This is a genomic window from Sporosarcina psychrophila, assembly GCF_001590685.1.
GTDB lineage: Bacteria > Bacillota > Bacilli > Bacillales_A > Planococcaceae > Sporosarcina > Sporosarcina psychrophila.
Window position 1 is genome coordinate 1,874,549 of record NZ_CP014616.1, and the last position, 19,448, is coordinate 1,893,996.

The following is a 19,448-nucleotide window of genomic DNA, read 5'->3' on the forward strand; positions in this document are numbered from 1 at the left end:
AAAGTTGTGATTAGAATTTCGGAGTTGCCATTAGAGCCTCAAAGTTGACATTACGATTCGAAAGTTGAAATAAGAGGCCCACACCCGATATCCACATGTTTTCAATTTAAAAGGAGGATTCATTCATGAAAAAACTAACAACGTCACAAATACGTAACATGTTTTTGGACTACTTCAAGGAACAGGGGCATAGTGTTGAACCATCTGCACCGCTTGTACCAATCGATGATGCATCACTTCTTTGGATTAACAGCGGCGTTGCAACAATGAAAAAGTATTTCGATGGTCGTGTTGTTCCAACTAATCCGCGTATCGTCAATGCACAAAAGTCAATCCGTACAAACGATATTGAAAATGTCGGGAAAACAGCTCGCCATCATACATTTTTTGAAATGCTTGGGAACTTCTCAATAGGTGATTATTTCAAGGAAGGAGCAATTGTTCAGGCATGGGAATTTTTAACGGATGAAAAATGGATCGGTTTTGACCCTGAGCTGCTATCCATCACAATCCATCCAGAAGACGAAGAGGCATATGGAATCTGGCGTGACAAAGTAGGGATTGCAGAAGATCGTATCATCCGTCTTGAAGGAAACTTCTGGGACATCGGGGAAGGCCCGAGTGGTCCGAACTCAGAAATCTTCTACGATCGCGGACCGGCATACGGCGACGATTTCTCTGATCCTGAATTATATCCAGGCGGAGAAAATGAACGTTATCTAGAAATTTGGAACCTTGTATTCTCGGAATTTAACCATAATCCGGATAATACATACACCCCACTTCCGAAAAAGAACATTGATACAGGAATGGGACTCGAACGGATGGCATCAGTTATCCAAAACGTTCCGACAAACTTTGATACAGATCTATTCATGCCTATCATGAAAGCTATTGAAAACTTTACCGAAGAGAGATACGGTACAGATGAACAAAAAGATACTGCATTTAAAGTGATTGCAGACCATATACGTACAGTGGCTTTTGCAATCGGTGATGGAGCACTTCCGTCCAATGAAGGTCGCGGTTATGTGCTTAGAAGATTGCTACGCAGAGCTGTTCGTTTTGCGAAACAGCTGGGCATCAACAAGCCGTTTATGTTTGAACTTGTACCAGTTGTAGGAGAAATCATGCAAGACTTCTATCCTGAAGTGACTGACAAGAAAGAGTTCATCATGAAAGTTATTAAAAATGAAGAGGAACGCTTCCATGAAACATTAACGGATGGAATGACAATCCTTTCTGGCGTGATCGAAACTGCAAAATCATCGGGAACTTCTATCGTTCCAGGAGCTATCGCATTCCGTCTCTATGACACATATGGCTTCCCATTCGAGTTGACAGAAGAATTTGCTGAAGAAGCAGGGGTTACGGTTGACCGGGCTGGGTTCGATTCGGAAATGGACAGCCAACGTAAGCGTGCGCGTGCAGCTCGTCAAGACGTCGATTCAATGCATGTTCAGTCGGGTGTACTTGGTGAAATTCATGATTCAAGCGAATTCATTGGGTACAATCAACTGCAATGTGATGCAACAGTTGTCGCGCTCTTACTCGAAGGAACATTAGTTGACACTGCATCAGAAGGTGATGAAATTCAATTCATCTTGGATCGTACTCCGTTCTACGCGGAAAGTGGCGGACAAGTAGCGGACAAAGGAACAATTAGCAGCGCAACATTTGTTGCGGATATTAAAGATGTACAAAAAGCTCCAAACGGTCAAAACTTGCATACGGCAATCATTCGTTCGGGTGAAATGCATAAAGGTGCAGCCGTTCAAGCAGAAGTAAATCAAGCAGCTAGAAAACTAACGGTTCGAAATCACACGGCAACGCATCTTCTTCACAAAGCATTGAAAGAAGTACTTGGAGAACACGTTAACCAGGCAGGTTCCTACGTCGGTCCTGACCGTTTGCGTTTTGACTTCTCGCATTTTGGTCAAGTGACGAAAGAAGAACTTGAGAAAATTGAGCAAATTGTCAATCAAAAAATCTGGGAAGACATCGCTGTCGATATTGCAGAAAGACCGATTGACGAAGCCAAAAAACTTGGTGCAATGGCACTCTTCGGTGAAAAGTATGGCAAAGTGGTTCGCGTTGTTTCAGTTGGGAATTACTCATTGGAACTTTGCGGTGGATGTCACGTCGCTTCAACGTCTATCATCGGTTTGTTCAAACTTGTATCTGAAAGTGGAATCGGCGCAGGCACACGACGCATTGAAGCACTTACGGGGCAGCAAGCCTACCGTTCATTCAAAGATGAAGAGGAAGTGCTCGTTAACGCTGCAAGCCTTTTAAAATCGAATCCAAAAGACGTTGTGACGAAGATCGCATCAGTGTTAGCTGAAATGAAAGAACTTCAACGTGAAAATGAATCACTATCTGCTAAACTCGGAAACAGTCAATTGGCGGACATTATGGCATCTGCTCAGCAAATCAATGACGTGACAGTGATCTCTGCACGTGTTGATGTGAAAGATAATAATGGACTTCGTCAGATGATGGACGAAATGAAACAGAAGTTATCAAAAGGAGTCATTGTCCTAGGTGCAGCGGCAGACGGTAAAGTGATGCTGGTTTCAGGCGTGACAGAAGATTTGAAATCAGGGAACTATCATGCTGGGAAAATCGTCAATCATGTAGCTACACAGTGCGATGGAAAAGGCGGCGGTCGCCCGGATATGGCAATGGCAGGTGCGAAAGATGTGTCTAAACTTGATGATGCCCTTCAATCCGTGTATGATTATGTCAAATCTGTTTAACTGGTGAATCAAATCGGGTATAATTAGAAATGTAATTATATCCGATTCATAAAACGGATGATCTGAAAGCGGGGTGTCGATTATGGAGTCATACGATAAGACGATGAAATTTAACTTTCCTGAAGAGTCAATGGAGCAAGAAGTGAAGCAGGTTATGCTTCATGTGCACAAGGCACTTGACGAAAAGGGCTACAGTCCAATTAATCAGATTGTAGGTTATCTTCTTTCGGGCGATCCAGCTTATATACCACGTCATGACGATGCACGTAACTTAATCCGAAAGTTGGAACGGGATGAGATCCTAGAAGAACTTGTGAAGTTTTACGTTCGTGAAAACGGAGGGAAAACAGAGTGAGGACAATGGGGTTGGATGTTGGATCCAAAACGGTTGGCATCGCGATCAGTGATGCGCTTGGGTGGACTGCCCAAGGCATTGAAACAGTAAAGGTCGATGAAGGTGCTGGCCAGTTTGGCATGGAAAGAATCCAGGAACTCGTGAAAGAATACGAAGTGAGCGGATTTGTGGTAGGATTCCCTAAGAACATGAATAATACAGTCGGACCAAGAGCGGTAGCATCTCAAGATTATGCTGAGCTTTTGAAACAAACATTCGGCTTTCCTGTTGCATTATGGGACGAGCGATTGACGACGATGGCAGCGGAACGCGTGCTAATCGATGCAGATGTTAGTCGTAAGAAAAGAAAGACTGTTATCGATAAGATGGCAGCAATCATGATACTCCAAGGGTATCTTGATTCAAAAAATAGATGAGGTGATCGTAATGGAACACGGACAAGAAACAATGACGATTGTAGATGAAAACGGCGAGGAACACGTATGTGAAGTAATCTTTACATTTGATTCAGAGGAATTCGGTAAATCATACGTTCTTTATCATGTACTTGGTGAAGAAGATACGGATGACGACGAAGAAGTCGAAATCCATGCATCTGCATTTGTACCTTCTGAAGACAATGAAGATGGCGAATTGATGCCTATCGAAGACGACGCAGAGTGGGAAATGATTGAAGAAATGTTGAACACGTTCCTTGCAGAAGAGGACGAAGAAGACGAAGAGTAAACTATATGTGCACGGACGGGACGGTGCGGTACAGGCCGTTCCGTTTTTTCATTGAGAGATGAGAAAGAGTAGGTCAGAACCTTGAGCAATGTCTTGACTCGAGCGCCTAGCCCCTCGAGTCGCTTCAGTCCTTAAGGCCCTCCGACATACAGGACGTACTAGTGTCGACGTTGCCACAGAACATCGCGAATTTAGTCGGTCTGCGCTTTTTCTTAGTGTCTAGGCTTCAGGCGCCAGCCGCTCGGGTCATAAGCAATCCAGTTATGTGGCAAAGAGCGCCACGTCGCTGGATCGACTTATGCCCGTCGCGGGCCTACAGGATGTAGGTCATGCAGCTGTTGCCATAGGAAGTGGCGCATTTAAGCTGCGTTCCCTATAGGTAGGCGCCTTGCGCTTTTCTTATTATGCTTCGAACGAAAGAGGTGGATTACGCATGGATGATGGTTCGAAAAAAGATATCATGTTCGAGCGAATGCGTGAAAAGAAGAAAGAAGTGAAAATCGTTAGAAGGATTGTGCTAGTAATCGTACTTGTTCTAGTGCTTATTGGCTTAATTGGTGGCCGTTACGTCTATAAATACATAACAGGGGCCCTTCAACCCATGGACCCGGATTCCGAAAAAGTCATTGAAGTAGAAATTCCTATCGGGTCTGGTGTAGACACTATTGCAACGAAACTTGAAGAAAATGGGATTGTTAAAGATGCTCGTCTGTTCAAATATTACGTGAAGTTCAATAACAATTCTCAGTTTCAAGCAGGGACGTATGGCTTAACGAAATCGATGACGCTTGACGAAATCATCGAAAGTTTAAAAACAGGAAAAGTTTATAGAGAACCAGTCTTTACAATGACTGTTCCAGAAGGACTGACATTGAAACAAATTGCTAAAATTGTCGAAAAAAGTACAGGGATTTCAGAGAAAGAATTCCTTGCTTATGTAAATGACGAAGCAACCGTCAATATGTTGATGGGGAAATATTCGAAAATCTTGACAGAAGATATTAAAGCAGAAAACGTTAAATATCCGTTGGAAGGTTATTTATTCCCAGCAACTTATCCGTTTTTTGAAGAAAAACCATCTCTTGAAACAATAGTCAATTCGATGATTCAGGGGACTGCGCTAAATGTAACGCCTTATCTCGATTATCTGCAAAGCAATGATAAATCAGTTCATTGGTTGTTGACATTCGCATCGCTGCTTGAAGAAGAGGCGACGGCCCAATCAGATAGAGAAACGATTGCCAGTGTATTTTACAATCGCTTGGAGATAGATATGCCGCTTCAAACGGATCCAACAGTCCTTTACGCACTAGGTGAGCACAAAGATAGAGTACTTTATTCAGATCTTGAAATAGAAGATCCCTATAATACGTATGTCGTCAAAGGATTGCCGCCTGGACCGATTGCGGGAGCAGGAAGGTCTTCAATCGAAGCAGTTATAGACCCTTCTAAAACGAACTATCTATTTTTCTTAGCTGATAAGAAAGGTGTCAATCATTTTACGGATTCTTATGATCAGCATTTGAAAAACCGGACACTTTATTTATCAGGGGATTGACGGTCTTGAACTGGAGATGAACGCAATGGATAACTATAAGACATATCTTGCAAGTTTTGTGAAAGAAAGAGATACACTCATTGTTGAGATAGAACAATATGCGAAAGAACATCATGTTCCAATCATGGATAATGAGGGTATCGACTTATTTATTAGCCTATTAAGAATTCAAAATCCGGAACGTATCCTTGAAATTGGTAGTGCAATCGGCTATTCGGCGATACGAATTGCTGGGGCACTACCTAAGGCTTCTATTGTGACTATTGAAAGAGATACTGATCGGTATTTGAAAGCGGTTGACTACATCACGCGGAGTGGTTTTGAACAAAGGATTGCTATTATTGAAGCGGACGCGCTGTTAACTGACAGTGCTGAGATTTTCGATAAGACTTACGATGCGCTTTTCATTGATGCTGCTAAAGGGCAATATAAACGATTCTTTGAAAAATATGCGTCTAGCCTCAAAGCCGGGGGCGTTATTTATTGCGATAATATGTTCATGCATGGTATAGTGCTGCTCGAAGATAAGGATATCCCGAGGCGAAATCGCACAATGATACGCAACTTGAAAGAGTTCACTGAATGGGTTATGAATAATCCTGAGTACGAAACGTCTTTGCTTCCGGTTGGAGACGGGCTTTTAATTGCGGTAAAAAAATAAAAAGACATTAATGTGGATATCCTAGAATAACGGGATATTCTGATGCGTAAAGGGAGTTTGAAATGAAATCTAGAAAACCTCTCGTCATCGGTATTGCAGGTGGCTCAGGATCGGGTAAAACAAGTGTTACCAATTCAATCTACGATGTGTTTAAAGAGCATTCTGTGGTTGTTATCGAACAGGATTATTATTATAAAGACCAGTCTCACTTGGAATTTGAGGAACGGTTGAAAACGAATTATGATCATCCGCTGGCGTTCGATACAGATCTACTAATTCATCATGTTGAAACCCTTATTGACCGAAAGCTCGTAGAAAAACCCGTGTATAATTATACATTACACACGCGGTCTGAAGAGACGATTATTATCGAACCGAAAGATGTCATTATCCTGGAAGGGATTTTGGTTCTTGAGGACGCGAGGTTACGTGATCTAATGGATATCAAATTATTTGTCGATACAGACGGGGATTTGCGTATCATTCGTCGTATTATGCGTGACATTAATGAGCGGGGTAGAACAATTGATTCGGTCATCGAGCAATATTTGTCTGTTGTACGCCCAATGCACAATCAATTCATCGAACCAACGAAAAGGTATGCCGATATTATTATTCCAGAAGGCGGTCATAATGAAGTCGCAATCGACCTAATGGTTACGAAAATAAAAACAATTCTTGAATCTGGAACAGAATTGTAATATGATAATGACAGAATTCTATACAGATTTAGCACTATGTCGCATACCTGTCGTAGGAGCGGCATAGTATTTTTATGAACAGGAATATTAGGGAGTGGTGTGTGTAATGATTACAGAAAAGAAATTTCCAATGACTGCATCAGGTAAACAAAAGCTTGAAGAAGAGCTAGACTTTCTAAAATCAGTTAAACGAAAAGAAGTTGTCGAGCGCATAAAAATCGCGCGTAGTCACGGGGATCTTTCGGAAAACTCGGAATACGATTCCGCGAAAGAAGATCAAGGTTTCCTTGAAGGTAAAATTGCTTCTATTGAGTCGATGATCCGCAATGCGGTAATCATCACAGCAGACGAACTAAATACTGACGAAGTACGCCTTGGGAAAACCGTCACATTTAAAGAACTGCCAGACGGAGATGAAGAGACGTATACGATTGTTGGTTCTGCAGAGGCGAATCCAATCGAAGGTCTTATTTCAAATGATTCACCGATTGCAAAAGGACTTATCGGTCGTTCTAAAGGTGATCAAGTGAAAATTATTACACCGGGTGGAGAAATGTCAGTTACAATTCTTGATATAAAATGATTTACTGATAGCCGCCCTCTATTGTGAGGGCGGTTTTCGTACTTTATGATTTACGATAAAAGTTGAATAAATGAATGCCTATAAATAAACTGAGAGAATGCACCTTAACAGGAGTAACCGAGGCCCTTAGGCTGATGCCATCCCCGAGCAGTGCAGCGAATTCAATGAAATACCTTTTTAGAACTTTATGAAACAAATTACGTTGCTACTCGTCTATTACATACTGGCAATCGTCAAAATCTTAACAGGAGTTGATATGTGAATGACAGAACGAGAACCTGATCTTTCGAGAGTTGAACGAAAAAAAGGTCGTAACCGAAATAAAATTTTGAACAGTATGATTGCAGTTGTTGTAGTTCTTATTGTTATCGCTACAGTGGCCATTTTCTCTGGCAACAAGAGTGATAATGAACCGAACGATATTGAAGAAACTGCAAATGATAGCACTGTCAATGATGATAAGGCAGAAGACGTTGAAGATGACGATAAGGATAATGCGACAGAAGATAGTAATCCAACAAAGGACGAAGAGAGATCTGCACCAGAAAACACTACAGAAACCGAACAAGTCGACGAAACAACTAATGAAGACGGTAGTGAGGAATCTGGCTCGGTAACATCCGTTCCTTCAGACGACGCAATCATTGCCGAGACGATTGTCAATAATGCATGGAAGCCTGTAGGTACGACACAAACAGGCGAGCACGTATCCCAGTATGATGGCACTTCAGTGGATTGGAATGAGAAAAAGCAAGCACTTGCCTATGCAACTGGTCTACCACAAGATTCAATGATCTTTTTGAAGATTAAAAACGGCGGTGGACCACAGAAGTCTATTGGAATCGTTTCGTCAAGAGATAGTACACAGAAATACCGTGTCTATCTCGAATGGGTGGATGGCGAAGGCTGGAAACCTGTAAAAATGGATAAATTAACAACATTGGACTTTGATTATTAAATGCAGTTTAGTGGAGGGAATACTATGAAGATAGCAGTAATTGGCGCAATGGAAGAAGAAGTAATACTCTTACGTGAAGAAATAGATTCAGGTCTTGCGACAACAATTGCAGGGTGTGAATTCATCGAAGGGAAAATCGGTGAGCATGATGTTGTACTTGTGAAAAGTGGGATTGGTAAAGTAAACGCCGCGATTGCAACGACGTTATTACTAAGCAATTATAAGCCGGATGTTGTTCTTAATACAGGTTCAGCAGGGGGATTCCATGATTCACTTGAAGTCGGCACGGTCGTTATTTCCAATGAAGTGCGTCATCATGATGTCGATGTAACTGCTTTTGGCTACGAGCATGGTCAAGTTCCAGGACAACCAGCAGCGTATCCAGCAGATTTAGGGCTTGTGGATGCAGCTCGTGCTGCTGTCGATGAAGTAGGAGCACATGCACATGCTACAGGACTTATCGCTTCGGGTGACACGTTTATGAGCAATACTGAACATGTTAAAAAAGTGAAAGAGACATTCCCTCTGATGATCGCTGCGGATATGGAAGCATCGGCCGTCGCTCAAGTATGCCATCAGTTTGGTACGCCGTTTGTTGTCATTCGGGCATTATCAGATATTGCAGGAAAAGAGTCACCAATTAGTTTTGATGAGTTCCTTCCGGTTGCGGCACGTCATTCCACAGATATTGTTTTAAAAGTCATCTCGAAACTTTAAGCATTTCATGGTAAGATAGGTATATGAATAGATCTTGCAGATATTCTTTTTCGAGGAGGGATTTAACTATGTTATTTTTAATGGCAGGCGTGTTTATCGCAACAACAATTATTGCAGTTGTCATCTCCCGTGAGGTTAGCGCGGACTGAGCTGTAAAAGAAGAGGCGTTTCCTATGCTGGGATCACTCCCGCGTGGAAACGCCTTTTCTTTATTACTTATGGAATTATAAAATCTTGCACTGTGGATAACCTACAAATGAAGGTAATTCACGTCAAGACTCTAGTGCCACTGAACAGGTGCTTGCGCTTTTGGTCCTTAATTTGAATCATTGTATTCATGTTTGAATAGCTGGTACAGTTTAACGATTGCGCGTTTTTCGATACGAGAGACATAGCTTCTCGAAATGTCGAGCTGCTCGGCAATTTCTTTTTGCGTCATAGGCAGGTCATCTAACAGACCATATCGTCTTTGAATGATTTCAAGTTCCCGGCCGTCAAGTTTTCCAAGATGTCTGTACAGCCTTTCTTTTCTTTCTTTTTGTTCGACTGCATCGACCGGCGATTCATCATCTGTTTGAAGCAAATCAGCAATTTGCAAGGATTGGCCATCTTTATCCATACCGATCGGATCAAAGAGGGAGACGTCTTTTTGTACCTTTTTCTGTGTTCGTAAATACATGAGTATTTCATTTTCAATACAGCGGGCGGCGTATGTGGCCAGTTTCGTTTTGCGATCCGGAGTGAAACTGTTTACCGCCTTCATGAGTCCAATTGTTCCAATTGAGATATAATCATCAAGTAGTTCGTGTTTTGGGTGGAATTTTTTTACGATGTGGGCGACGAGCCGCATATTACGTTCAATCAATTCATCTCGAGCATCTTCGTCGCCTTCTGCAAGACGTTGCAGGCAAGCTGCTTCTTCCTCTTTGGATAGAGGGCGCTGGAAAGCCTGCCCTCTAATATAGCCAATCACTGCAGGAATTTCGAGCCATAGCTGGACAATCGCCATGACAAACCCGCTCATCGGGCCACCTCCTGTGTCGTTGTATGACAGCATATGCGGTCGGCTCTTGCCGTATCACCGTTTTTTTAGTCGGACAGGCGATAAAGGATGTCCTAATTTAAGCCAGCTTGATGTGAGATGAACGTAACTTGCGTTTCTCTAATCGAGTCGGCGCCTTGCCCTTTTCTTAGTGTCTAGACTCCGGGCGCCAGCCCCTCGAGTCGCTTCGGTCTTGCCGAAAAGGCAAAGAGCGCCTTTATCGTTAAGCTTTTCAGCGCTTTTCGGGGCTAAACGGCGCCTTGCGCTTTTCTTAGTGTCTAGGCTCCAGGCGCCAGCCCCTCGAGTCGCTTCGGTCTTGCCGAAAAGGCAAAGAGCGCCTTTATCGTCAAGCCTTCCAGCGCTTTTCGGGGCTAAACGGCGCCTTGCGCTTTTCTTATCAATGCGTGTAAGTTGCATTGTTATGTTATAATCGTTTCAGATTAAGTACTATATCGGAGTGGATATCGTGTATAAGTATTTTTTACCAGATGAGTATGTAAAAGACATTTTTCATATTCAACCTGAATTATTAAAAGATAAAGGAATCAAAGGGGTAATCACGGACCTGGACAATACGCTTGTCGCGTGGGACAGGCCGGATGCAACACCTGAAATCATCGAATGGATAACATCAATGCAAGATGCGGGCATACAGGTTACCATTGTTTCAAATAACAATGAAATGCGTGTTAAAGCCTTTTGCGAACCTCTTGGCATTCCATTCATAAATGATGCACGTAAGCCAATGCGGAAATCATTCCAAAAGGCACTCATTTCTATGAACGTCAAAAAAGAGGAAGTCGTCGTCATCGGTGACCAGTTGCTAACCGATATACTCGGCGGTAACAGAAAAGGGCTACATACGATACTCGTAGTGCCTGTCGCGACGTCAGACGCCGCTATTACGAAGTTCAACAGGAAGATTGAAAGAAGGATCATGGCGGGATTGAAACGCCGTGGCTTGATTAAGTGGGAGGAATAAGCTTGGAAGAAATTAAATGTATCGGTTGTGGAATAACAATCCAGACTGAAGACCCGAAATTGGAAGGCTATACGCCACCAGCTTCTTTAGAAAAAGAAGACGTTATTTGCAAGCGTTGTTTCCGACTGCGCAATTATAATGAATTACAACCCGTATCATTATCGGGCGATGATTTCCTCGCTATTTTAAATGGTATTGGTCAAAAAGACGGTTTGGTCGTTAAAATCGTCGATATTTTCGACTTCAATGGTAGCTGGATAAACGGTCTGCACCGCTTTGTTGGCAATAAAGATATTTTATTAATCGGTAATAAGGCAGATATTTTATCGAAATCAATTAACCCGAACCGTCTTATCAACTGGATGAAAGCTGAAGCGGCTAAACTTGGCTTAAAACCTGTTGATGTTTTACTTGTTTCTGCTCATAAAGGCAAAGGAATGGAAGAAGCACTCACAGCGATTGATAAACATCGCCGTGGGAAAGACGTCTATGTAGTCGGCTGCACGAACGTCGGGAAATCAACGTTCATCAATCGCATCATTAAAGGGGCGACTGGTATTGGAGAAGTAATTACGACTTCTCATTTCCCAGGAACAACTTTAGATCTTGTTGAAATTCCATTTGAAGATGGCAAAGCAATTTATGATACACCTGGTATTATTAATCATCATCAGATTGCACATCATTTGGATGCAAATGATTTGAAGGCAATCACACCTAAAAAAGAATTGAAACCGTCAGTATTCCAGCTGAACGCTGAACAGACACTATATATCGCTGGTCTTGCACGTTTTGACTTTATTTCTGGTGACCGTTCGTCGTTTACAATTCATGTTTCGAATGAATTATCAATTCACCGGACAAAGCTTTCCAATGCGGATCATTTGTACAAAGAACACCTTGGTGGGATGCTAGCGCCGCCGTCTGGTGAATCACTTGAAACGTTACCACCATTTGTCCGTCATGAATTTTCGATTAAAAAAGCGAAAACAGACATTGTAATTTCAGGGCTAGGTTGGATCACGATTCAGCATCCTAATGTAGTAGTCGCAATTCATGCACCTCGTGGGGTAGACGTTGTACTACGTCCTTCATTAATCTAAGGAGGGACTAATTATGAAAAAGTGGTATGCGGTTATCGGAGATCCAATCAAACAGTCAATGTCTCCGAGCATGCACGAAGCTTGGTTTGATGAAGAAAGTATAGACGCAGCCTATATCCCAATACATGTAACTGAAGACAGACTCCGGGAAGCAGTAGAGGGCTTAAAGAACTTAGGCTGTTCAGGATTTAACGTCACTGTTCCGCATAAAAGTGCTATTATCCCGTTTCTTAATCAGTTGGATTCTTCTGCGCGACAAATGAACGCTGTAAATACTGTCCACGTACTCGAGGATGGCACACTTGTGGGCTACAATACGGACGGTAAGGGATTTGTCCAGTCTTTGGAAGAAGCCTGTGCTGATCAGTGTAAGGATAAAAAAGTTCTCGTTATCGGAGCAGGCGGTGCTGCACGCGGTATCGCTTTTGCACTTCATTCCGCGGGATACGGCCCTATCTTTTTCACGAACCGTACTCTGGAAAAAGCCGTACAATTAGCAACTGAACTATCCGATTCGGCGGTTCTATCGGTAGCAGAGGCAGAATTATCTTTAGCCGAATTTGGTTTAATCGTCCAGACGACATCCGTTGGCATGAACTTTTCACAACAAGGAATGCCTTTAAACCCGGAAAATATGTCTGAAGGAACTGTTGTTGCTGATATTATCTATAACCCACTTGAAACGGCATTCCTTGCAGAAGCCCGTAAAAGGGGAGCAAGCACAATGAATGGGGTCGGCATGTTCGTCCATCAAGGAGCGCTTGCGTTCGAGACATGGACAGAAGTCCGCCCTGAAACAGGATTTATGATTGACAAAATAACGACAACTCTTGGAGGATAAATAACTATGTTAACTAATAAACAAAAAAGCTTTCTTCGCGGCGAATCGAATCGTCTACAACCACTTGTCCATATTGGTAAAAGTGGTTTAACAGAATCGGTCATCACGCAGATTGAAGAAGCGCTTGAAGCAAAAGAATTAATCAAAGTAACAATTCTACAAAACTGTGACCAAGATAAAAATGAAATTGCAGCGAAACTTGAAGAACAAGTAGGCATTGAAGTCGTTCAAGTTATCGGCAAGATCATTGTTTTATATAAAGAATCAGTTGAGAAAAAACGGATCGAACTTCCATAAGTGAGGTAAGCCCATATGAAAAAGATTGGCATTCTTGGCGGTACATTTAACCCGCCTCATATCGGTCATCTGATTGTTGCGAATGAAGTAAAGCAATCTCTCGGTCTTGATGAAGTTCGATTAATGCCGACGGCGGTTCCACCGCATAAAACTGCACCTGGTGATGCGACTGCTGAACAGCGTTTGCAGATGGTGGAACTTGCTGTGATGGCTATTGATGGCTTGACTGTGTCTGCTTTTGAAGTAGGACGTGGCGGTGTTTCTTATACGTTTGATACAATGAGACAATTGACACAAATTGAACCGGAGATTGAATTTTACTTTATAATCGGGGGTGATATGATTGATTTGTTGCCTAAATGGCACCGGATTGAAGAACTTGTCACGCTTGTCAATTTCGTAGGTGTTGGACGTCCAGGGACTAACGGAACAACGGATTATCCAATCATTATGGTGGATATCCCACAAATTGAGTTGTCTTCAACATTGATTCGACAACGCTTTTCTGAGAATGGTGCCGTCCAATTGCTTATCCCGCCTGCAGTGGAAGCTTTTATTCGCGAGGAGGGTTTGTATGGAAGTTGCACAGTTGAAAATAGAAATCGCTAAACGTATGCCGAAACAACGTTATGAACACGTTTTACGGGTAACGGAAACGGCAAAAAGATTAGCTGAGAAGTATCGACTTCCAGTGATTAAAGCTGAGCAAGCGGCGCTATTTCATGATATTGCAAAATTCATGGACAAGGCTGACCTGCATCATGTTTTAAACACAGCAAACGAAGATTCACGGCTCTTGTCATTTCATCATGAGTTGTGGCATGCTCCAGTTGGGGCGATTATCGCACGAGATGAATTTGGGATTAGTGACGCGGATATCCTAAACGCAATCCGCTATCATACAACCGGTCGGGCGACTATGTCCCCGCTCGAAAAGTTGATCTATGTTTCTGATATGATTGAACCTGGACGCAGCTTTCCAGGAGTGGATGAGTTAAGAGTAAAAGCTGAAGAAAACCTTGATACAGCAATGGAAGCTTGCATTTATCAGTCAGTGCAGTTTCTTGTGAATAAAAGAGTACCGGTTTTTCCGGACTCAATAGACTGTTACAATCAGTTAATAAGAAGGGAACAGTGAAATTATGACTACTACATTACTAGAAACAGCTTATAAAGCAATCGACGATAAAAAAGGCGAGGACATTGTTGTACTGAATATGGAAGGGGTATCACTTATCGCGGACCAATTTATTATCTGTCATGCAAATTCAGGACGCCAAGTCCAAGCAATTGCAAAAGAAGTAGCTGACAAAGCTTCTGAAGCTGGATTTATTACAAAAAGAATCGAAGGAATGGATATGGCAAGATGGGTACTCGTTGATTTAGGCGATGTTGTCGTTCACGTATTCCATAAAGATGAACGCGGTTACTACAACCTTGAAAAGCTTTGGGGAGACGCACCAATGTTGGACATGGCTGAAGAAAGATGAATCAGGCTTATTCCGAATTCGCTTCTGTCTACGATGAACTAATGACCGATATTCCCTATGACGCCTACATTGATATTATTGATGTAGCGGCAGGGGGGATTGATGGTAAACGTGTGCTAGATATCGGATGTGGAACAGGCCTTTTATCCATGAAACTTGCTAAGCAAGGAGCACAAGTGACTGGGATCGATCTTTCTGCCGACATGTTAGTGGTGGCAGAAGAGCGTGCACAGTCGCTTTCTTTGCCTGTGCAATTTATCGAACAACCTATGCAACAGCTAGAGGGGTTTGCGGACTATGATATCGCGGTTATCGCCATTGATTCGTTAAACTATTTATCGAATCGTGAAGATGTGCTGTCGACATTTCGGCAAATCCATTCGGCCCTTGCGGTTGGTGGAAAATTGATCTTTGATGTCCATTCAACTTTTAAAACGGATGTCATCTTCATGGAAGGTCCTTTTACGTTTGATAATGGTCGAATAACATACATATGGATAACGGAAGAAGGCGAAGAACTTCACTCCGTTTATTCTGAACTGGCTTTTTTCGTTAAGAGCGAAAGTGGGTTGTATAGGCGTTTTGATGAGGTTCACACGCAACGAACGTTTCCAGTAAGTGACTATGCAGATATGCTTATGGACACAGGTTTTTCGATTGAACGGATTTTTGCAGATTGGGAAGATGAAGCGCCACACGAAGAAAGCGAACGAATATTTTTCCAAGTCAGAAAATAAACCTTTTCATTTTATTCGGTGAGGGGTTAGCCCTCACTGAATAAAATTAAGCCTCCGACGGATGTCACAGATTTTCAGATGAATTATCGAGCAAGGTCAGGCCTGCGTGATGCAGGTCAGTTAGCCATTGTCGCAAGGATGCGACGTTCTTTGGCTAACTTCTTTACTTGATCTGGACGCAAATACGCCAAGGCAGATTTGATTTTTGGTCGGCATTCATTTATAGTTGAATGTACTCCATATGGATGCCGCCGAAGAAAGGGTGACTGTACTGTTTCTTTCGTTTGTATCCGGTAAATGGCGTAAGATTATAACCCCAATTGCAGCAATCGCTGTCATATCCGCTTTTCTGTTCTTCCCCAAAGGACAGGCTGACGATAATACGTTTGTCATGAGCGAACAAAACCCATTCCCTGAATTGATTGAAGAAAAGATTGAAGAAGAAATTGTAAGTAGTATTCAAATTGCTCCAGCTCCCATCGTTGTCGATGTGAAAGGCGCTGTTAGGCACCCCGGTGTCTATTCGATGCAAGATGGAGACCGCCTGATAGATGCTATAAACGCAGCAGGCGGCTATTTACCAAACGCTGACTCTAGAATGTTGAACCATGCTATGAAACTGGCGGATGAATTCGTCGTCTATGTACCGATCATTGGAGAAGAAGTACTAGATATTTCTTTCACTCCATTAAGCGGTGCAAGTGCGCCCCAAGATGACGGAAAAGTCAATATTAATACCGAAGGATGAAAAAGAATTGATGACGATCCCAGGTGTGGGACCCTCAAAAGCGGCAGCAATTGTTCAATACCGAACGGATCATGGCGATTTTAAATCACCGGAATCATTGATGGAAGTGTCTGGAATCGGTCAGAAAACATTTGAAAAACTAGAATCTCAGATTACTGTGAATTAAATGGAGTACATTCTATATTAATTGAACTATTGAATTTCATATAAGAGCTTAGCGTAGGCGCCTTCCAGGGGTAGCCGAAGCGGTATGGAGTGGAATCTTTCATATAGCCTATATAGTAGGGAAACATACTAAACGAAATAAATATTGGAGGCATTCACAATGGAGCGAATAACGTGGGACCAGTTTTTTATGGCCCAGTGCCATCTATTAGCAGTAAGAAGTACATGTACAAGACTTTCTGTCGGAGCATCAATTGTAAGAGATAACCGGATCATTGCAGGCGGCTACAACGGTTCCATATCAGGGGGAGACCACTGTATTGACCATGGTTGCTATGTCATTGAGAGCCACTGTGTGAGGACAATCCATGCAGAGATGAATGCATTGCTGCAATGTTCGAAGTATGGCATACCTGTTGCAGGATCAACGCTGTATGTGACGCACTTCCCATGCCTACAATGTTCGAAAGCAATTATTCAAGCAGGCATTAAGCATGTCATCTATGCAACAGATTATAAAAACGACGAATATGCATTAAAGTTATTTACACAGTCGGATGTTTCCGTTCAGCATATTCCGTTCGATGAAAAGAAAGTCGACTTTTCCAGCGAAAGTAAGTTAGAACTTATCAATGAAATGCTTCTAAAAATGCAGGCACTAGGCGCTGGGAATGAAGAACTTGCCCCCTATAAAAAAAGGGTGGATAGCTTATTCGACAAATGATTTCACGTGTACGTTTCATGTATTTAGCAATCCCGGTCGCCGTATCAGCATTTGCTGTATACGGTCCGGTTTATCTATTACTCTGTAATTTATTTCTTCTTCCCATCTTCTTGAGTAGAAAAGAAGATTTCCTCACACCTATCCTCGCGGTTGCGACCGCTACCTTCTCTTTTTTCTATATTTCAGCGACGATTCCTATAATCAAAGAATCCGGCGATGCAACCCTTAGCATCTCTTGGACCGATAATGTGAAAATTGATGGTGGCAAGATGAAGGGATTTGCTAAAACATCTACCGGTGAAACAGTATACGCCATCTATACAATTAGCAGTGAACAACAAAAAACTCGTTTTCTTGAGATGAATATCCCGTCCGTGACATTCACGATGTCAGGTTCATTTCGCAAACCGGATATTCCTTCACATGATTATTCTTTCGACATGACGAAGTATATGAGAATGTATGGAGCATCAGGGCTATTTGAATCGGAGACGATTATTCAGGTAGAAAAAAATTCTGGTATCAGTACACGATTATCTGGACAGAGGCGGAAAGTGAAAAATCATATCGGGGCTACATTCCCTGAGACGCTGAAAGTGGAAGCTGAAGCTTTGCTTATTGGTGATCGAAGCGGGATGGATGAAGAACTGGCATCAAGTTATCGGACGCTTGGCATTACACATCTTTTTGCGATTTCAGGGTTGCACGTCGGACTGCTTACATTCATGTTGCGGGAATTGCTACTAAGAGCAACTATAAGGAAAGAAACAATTGATACACTTGTTATGGCACTGTTGCCTCTGTATGCCGTTATGGCTGGAGGGGCACCTTCAGTCTGGCGTGCGGTATCGGTGACTATACTCGTCCTTCTCGCGTCGTCAGGGAGGGTGAAGGTGAGACTGGATGATGCACTGGCGATAAGTGCAGCTTGTTTTATCCTCTATCAACCATTTATTCTATTTCAGCCAGGTTTTCAGTTGTCTTACTTGGCAGCTTGTTCACTCGTCTATTCTTCCGGTATTTTAGCCAAGGCAAAGACTGCTTTTGGTGTATCGTTTCTCGTCACGTCAATCAGCCAACTTTCTTTGTATCCAGTATTACTATTTCATTTTCATGAGCTGTCGATTTCATCATTTGTTGTTAATCTTGTTTATGTACCTCTATATTCACTCATTATTTTGCCAGCAAACATTGTTTTACTAATCATGACATCGATATTGCCGAAGGTTGCTGGTCTATTATTCATGGTATATGAGCCTTTCAGGGAAATCGTAGGAGGAGTAACAAGTTGGATATCTTCTTTACCCTATCAACTATGGACTCCAGGAAAACCGGATGCGCTTTGGACATCTATAGCTGTAGCAGGAGTCTTGCTGTTCTTTATGCGCAGTGAAGAAGGGGCCAATGTTTTTAAGTCGTTGCCAATTGTGCTCGTGCCTGCACTCGTCATTCATTTCATACCTTACATGGACAGCTCGTTAAAGGTAACATTTTTAGATGTCGGACAAGGGGACAGTATCGTTATCGAATTGCCTTATCGGCAAGCGGTATATGTGATTGACGCGGGCGGAACCATTACATTTGGCGACCCGAATTGGAAAACGCCTACAAAGCAGTTTGAAGTAGGTCGAAAAATCGTTGTTCCTTATTTGAAAGGCCGAGGTATTGCAAAAATTGATAAACTAATTATTTCTCACGCCGATGCGGATCATATGGAAGGGGCAGATGAAGTTTTAGAAGAGCTGACAGTTGGTGAAATTCATATTGCACCAGGAAGTGAATTTGAAGTAGCGATGAAAGAAATCATACAGATTGTAGGGGACAAACGCATTCCGATGTTGTCGATGAAAGAAGGAGTCTCTTGGACAAAAGGAAGCTCGAATTTTCATTATGTGGCACCTAAAGAAGGGAAATATGATGGGAATGCAAGTTCACTTGTCCTTTTCATGAAAACATCGGGACCTTCGTTTTTATTGACAGGAGATATGGAAAAAGAGGGAGAAGCTCAATTTCTTCGCGACTACGGGCATTCTGATTTCGGTCCCGTCATTTTGAAAGCAGGGCATCATGGCAGCAGGACATCGAGTACGGAGCCATTTGTCGACGTGCTTCGTCCAGAACTAACCATCTTTTCGGCAGGTCGAAACAGCAGATACGGACATCCTCACCCTGAGGTCGTCGCAACGTTTGAAAAGAAGGGGTTACCAACAATGTCAACCGCTGAATTCGGGTCGGTTACTGTAACTGTTAAAAAAGATCATTTCGAAGTTTCGAGTATGAAAAAATAAAAAAACGAACACA

At 42.5% G+C, this 19,448-nt stretch carries 23 protein-coding genes; 22 read left to right on the forward strand and 1 reads right to left on the reverse strand.

What is annotated here, in order from left to right:
* Positions 1–125 precede the first annotated feature (125 nt).
* The 10 genes from alaS to mtnN all read left to right on the forward strand — a co-directional run bounded on the left by alaS (position 126) and on the right by mtnN (position 9,018).
* Positions 126–2,759 (forward strand): alanine--tRNA ligase, encoded by a 2,634-nt coding sequence (alaS, locus tag AZE41_RS08960; RefSeq protein WP_067208261.1) that lies wholly within the window; start codon positions 126–128, stop codon positions 2,757–2,759.
* 82 nt (positions 2,760–2,841) lie between these two features.
* On the forward strand, positions 2,842–3,114 hold the full coding sequence (locus AZE41_RS08965; RefSeq protein ID WP_067208264.1) for an IreB family regulatory phosphoprotein: 273 nt from the start codon (positions 2,842–2,844) through the stop codon (positions 3,112–3,114).
* Complete coding sequence (ruvX, locus tag AZE41_RS08970) at positions 3,111–3,530, forward strand: Holliday junction resolvase RuvX (protein WP_067208266.1); 420 nt, start codon at positions 3,111–3,113, stop codon at positions 3,528–3,530. Before AZE41_RS08965 ends, ruvX begins: the two co-directional genes overlap by 4 nt.
* A 10-nt stretch (positions 3,531–3,540) precedes the next feature.
* Positions 3,541–3,840, forward strand: coding sequence for a DUF1292 domain-containing protein (locus tag AZE41_RS08975; RefSeq protein WP_067208268.1), 300 nt, complete (start codon positions 3,541–3,543; stop codon positions 3,838–3,840).
* A 433-nt stretch (positions 3,841–4,273) separates the two neighbouring features.
* A complete protein-coding gene (mltG, locus tag AZE41_RS08980; protein WP_067208270.1) occupies positions 4,274–5,398 on the forward strand; it encodes an endolytic transglycosylase MltG in 1,125 nt (374 codons plus the stop codon).
* Positions 5,399–5,423: 25 nt separating this feature from the next.
* Entirely contained in the window at positions 5,424–6,059 is a 636-nt protein-coding gene (locus tag AZE41_RS08985) for an O-methyltransferase (protein WP_082786540.1), read from the forward strand.
* Positions 6,060–6,121: 62 nt separating this feature from the next.
* Positions 6,122–6,760, forward strand: a complete 639-nt coding sequence (gene udk / locus AZE41_RS08990; protein WP_067208274.1) for a uridine kinase — start codon at positions 6,122–6,124, stop codon at positions 6,758–6,760.
* A 106-nt stretch (positions 6,761–6,866) separates the two neighbouring features.
* Positions 6,867–7,343 carry a transcription elongation factor GreA gene (gene greA, locus AZE41_RS08995; protein WP_067208276.1) on the forward strand — a complete coding sequence of 159 codons (477 nt, stop codon included), beginning with the start codon at positions 6,867–6,869 and terminating at the stop codon, positions 7,341–7,343.
* 262 nt (positions 7,344–7,605) lie between these two features.
* Positions 7,606–8,301, forward strand: coding sequence for a YrrS family protein (locus tag AZE41_RS09000; protein ID WP_067208279.1), 696 nt, complete (start codon positions 7,606–7,608; stop codon positions 8,299–8,301).
* Between the two features lie 24 nt (positions 8,302–8,325).
* Positions 8,326–9,018 carry a 5'-methylthioadenosine/S-adenosylhomocysteine nucleosidase gene (gene mtnN, locus AZE41_RS09005; protein ID WP_067208280.1) on the forward strand — a complete coding sequence of 231 codons (693 nt, stop codon included), beginning with the start codon at positions 8,326–8,328 and terminating at the stop codon, positions 9,016–9,018.
* Between the two features lie 316 nt (positions 9,019–9,334).
* Here the strand turns inward: mtnN and sigK are convergent, their stop codons facing one another.
* Complete coding sequence (sigK, locus tag AZE41_RS09010) at positions 9,335–10,042, reverse strand: RNA polymerase sporulation sigma factor SigK (RefSeq protein WP_067208284.1); 708 nt, start codon at positions 10,040–10,042, stop codon at positions 9,335–9,337.
* Positions 10,043–10,523: 481 nt separating this feature from the next.
* Between sigK and AZE41_RS09020 the strand changes: the two genes are divergently transcribed.
* The 12 genes from AZE41_RS09020 (at position 10,524) to AZE41_RS09070 (ending at position 19,435) form a co-directional block, all read left to right on the forward strand.
* On the forward strand, positions 10,524–11,042 hold the full coding sequence (locus tag AZE41_RS09020; RefSeq protein WP_067213911.1) for a YqeG family HAD IIIA-type phosphatase: 519 nt from the start codon (positions 10,524–10,526) through the stop codon (positions 11,040–11,042).
* 2 nt (positions 11,043–11,044) lie between these two features.
* A complete protein-coding gene (gene yqeH, locus AZE41_RS09025; RefSeq protein WP_067208289.1) occupies positions 11,045–12,145 on the forward strand; it encodes a ribosome biogenesis GTPase YqeH in 1,101 nt (366 codons plus the stop codon).
* A gap of 13 nt (positions 12,146–12,158) precedes the next feature.
* Positions 12,159–12,986 carry a shikimate dehydrogenase gene (aroE, locus tag AZE41_RS09030; protein WP_067208290.1) on the forward strand — a complete coding sequence of 276 codons (828 nt, stop codon included), beginning with the start codon at positions 12,159–12,161 and terminating at the stop codon, positions 12,984–12,986.
* 6 nt (positions 12,987–12,992) lie between these two features.
* The gene (gene yhbY / locus AZE41_RS09035) at positions 12,993–13,283 is read left to right on the forward strand and encodes a ribosome assembly RNA-binding protein YhbY (RefSeq protein ID WP_067208293.1); all 291 of its coding nucleotides are present in this window, start codon (positions 12,993–12,995) and stop codon (positions 13,281–13,283) included.
* Between the two features lie 15 nt (positions 13,284–13,298).
* Positions 13,299–13,892 carry a nicotinate-nucleotide adenylyltransferase gene (locus tag AZE41_RS09040; RefSeq protein ID WP_067208296.1) on the forward strand — a complete coding sequence of 198 codons (594 nt, stop codon included), beginning with the start codon at positions 13,299–13,301 and terminating at the stop codon, positions 13,890–13,892.
* A complete protein-coding gene (gene yqeK, locus AZE41_RS09045) occupies positions 13,858–14,421 on the forward strand; it encodes a bis(5'-nucleosyl)-tetraphosphatase (symmetrical) YqeK (protein ID WP_067208299.1) in 564 nt (187 codons plus the stop codon). Before AZE41_RS09040 ends, yqeK begins: the two co-directional genes overlap by 35 nt.
* Positions 14,422–14,425: 4 nt before the next feature.
* On the forward strand, positions 14,426–14,773 hold the full coding sequence (gene rsfS, locus AZE41_RS09050; RefSeq protein ID WP_067208302.1) for a ribosome silencing factor: 348 nt from the start codon (positions 14,426–14,428) through the stop codon (positions 14,771–14,773).
* Positions 14,770–15,510 carry a class I SAM-dependent DNA methyltransferase gene (locus AZE41_RS09055; RefSeq protein ID WP_067208305.1) on the forward strand — a complete coding sequence of 247 codons (741 nt, stop codon included), beginning with the start codon at positions 14,770–14,772 and terminating at the stop codon, positions 15,508–15,510. The genes rsfS and AZE41_RS09055 overlap by 4 nt, the downstream gene beginning before the upstream one ends.
* A gap of 241 nt (positions 15,511–15,751) precedes the next feature.
* Positions 15,752–16,258: an SLBB domain-containing protein gene (locus tag AZE41_RS09060; protein WP_067208307.1), complete on the forward strand. Its 507-nt coding sequence runs from the start codon at positions 15,752–15,754 to the stop codon at positions 16,256–16,258.
* 10 nt (positions 16,259–16,268) lie between these two features.
* Positions 16,269–16,424 carry a ComEA family DNA-binding protein gene (locus AZE41_RS23230; protein WP_156476155.1) on the forward strand — a complete coding sequence of 52 codons (156 nt, stop codon included), beginning with the start codon at positions 16,269–16,271 and terminating at the stop codon, positions 16,422–16,424.
* 159 nt (positions 16,425–16,583) lie between these two features.
* On the forward strand, positions 16,584–17,147 hold the full coding sequence (locus AZE41_RS09065; protein ID WP_067208309.1) for a ComE operon protein 2: 564 nt from the start codon (positions 16,584–16,586) through the stop codon (positions 17,145–17,147).
* A complete protein-coding gene (locus AZE41_RS09070) occupies positions 17,144–19,435 on the forward strand; it encodes a DNA internalization-related competence protein ComEC/Rec2 (RefSeq protein WP_067208312.1) in 2,292 nt (763 codons plus the stop codon). The genes AZE41_RS09065 and AZE41_RS09070 overlap by 4 nt, the downstream gene beginning before the upstream one ends.
* Positions 19,436–19,448: the final 13 nt, after the last annotated feature.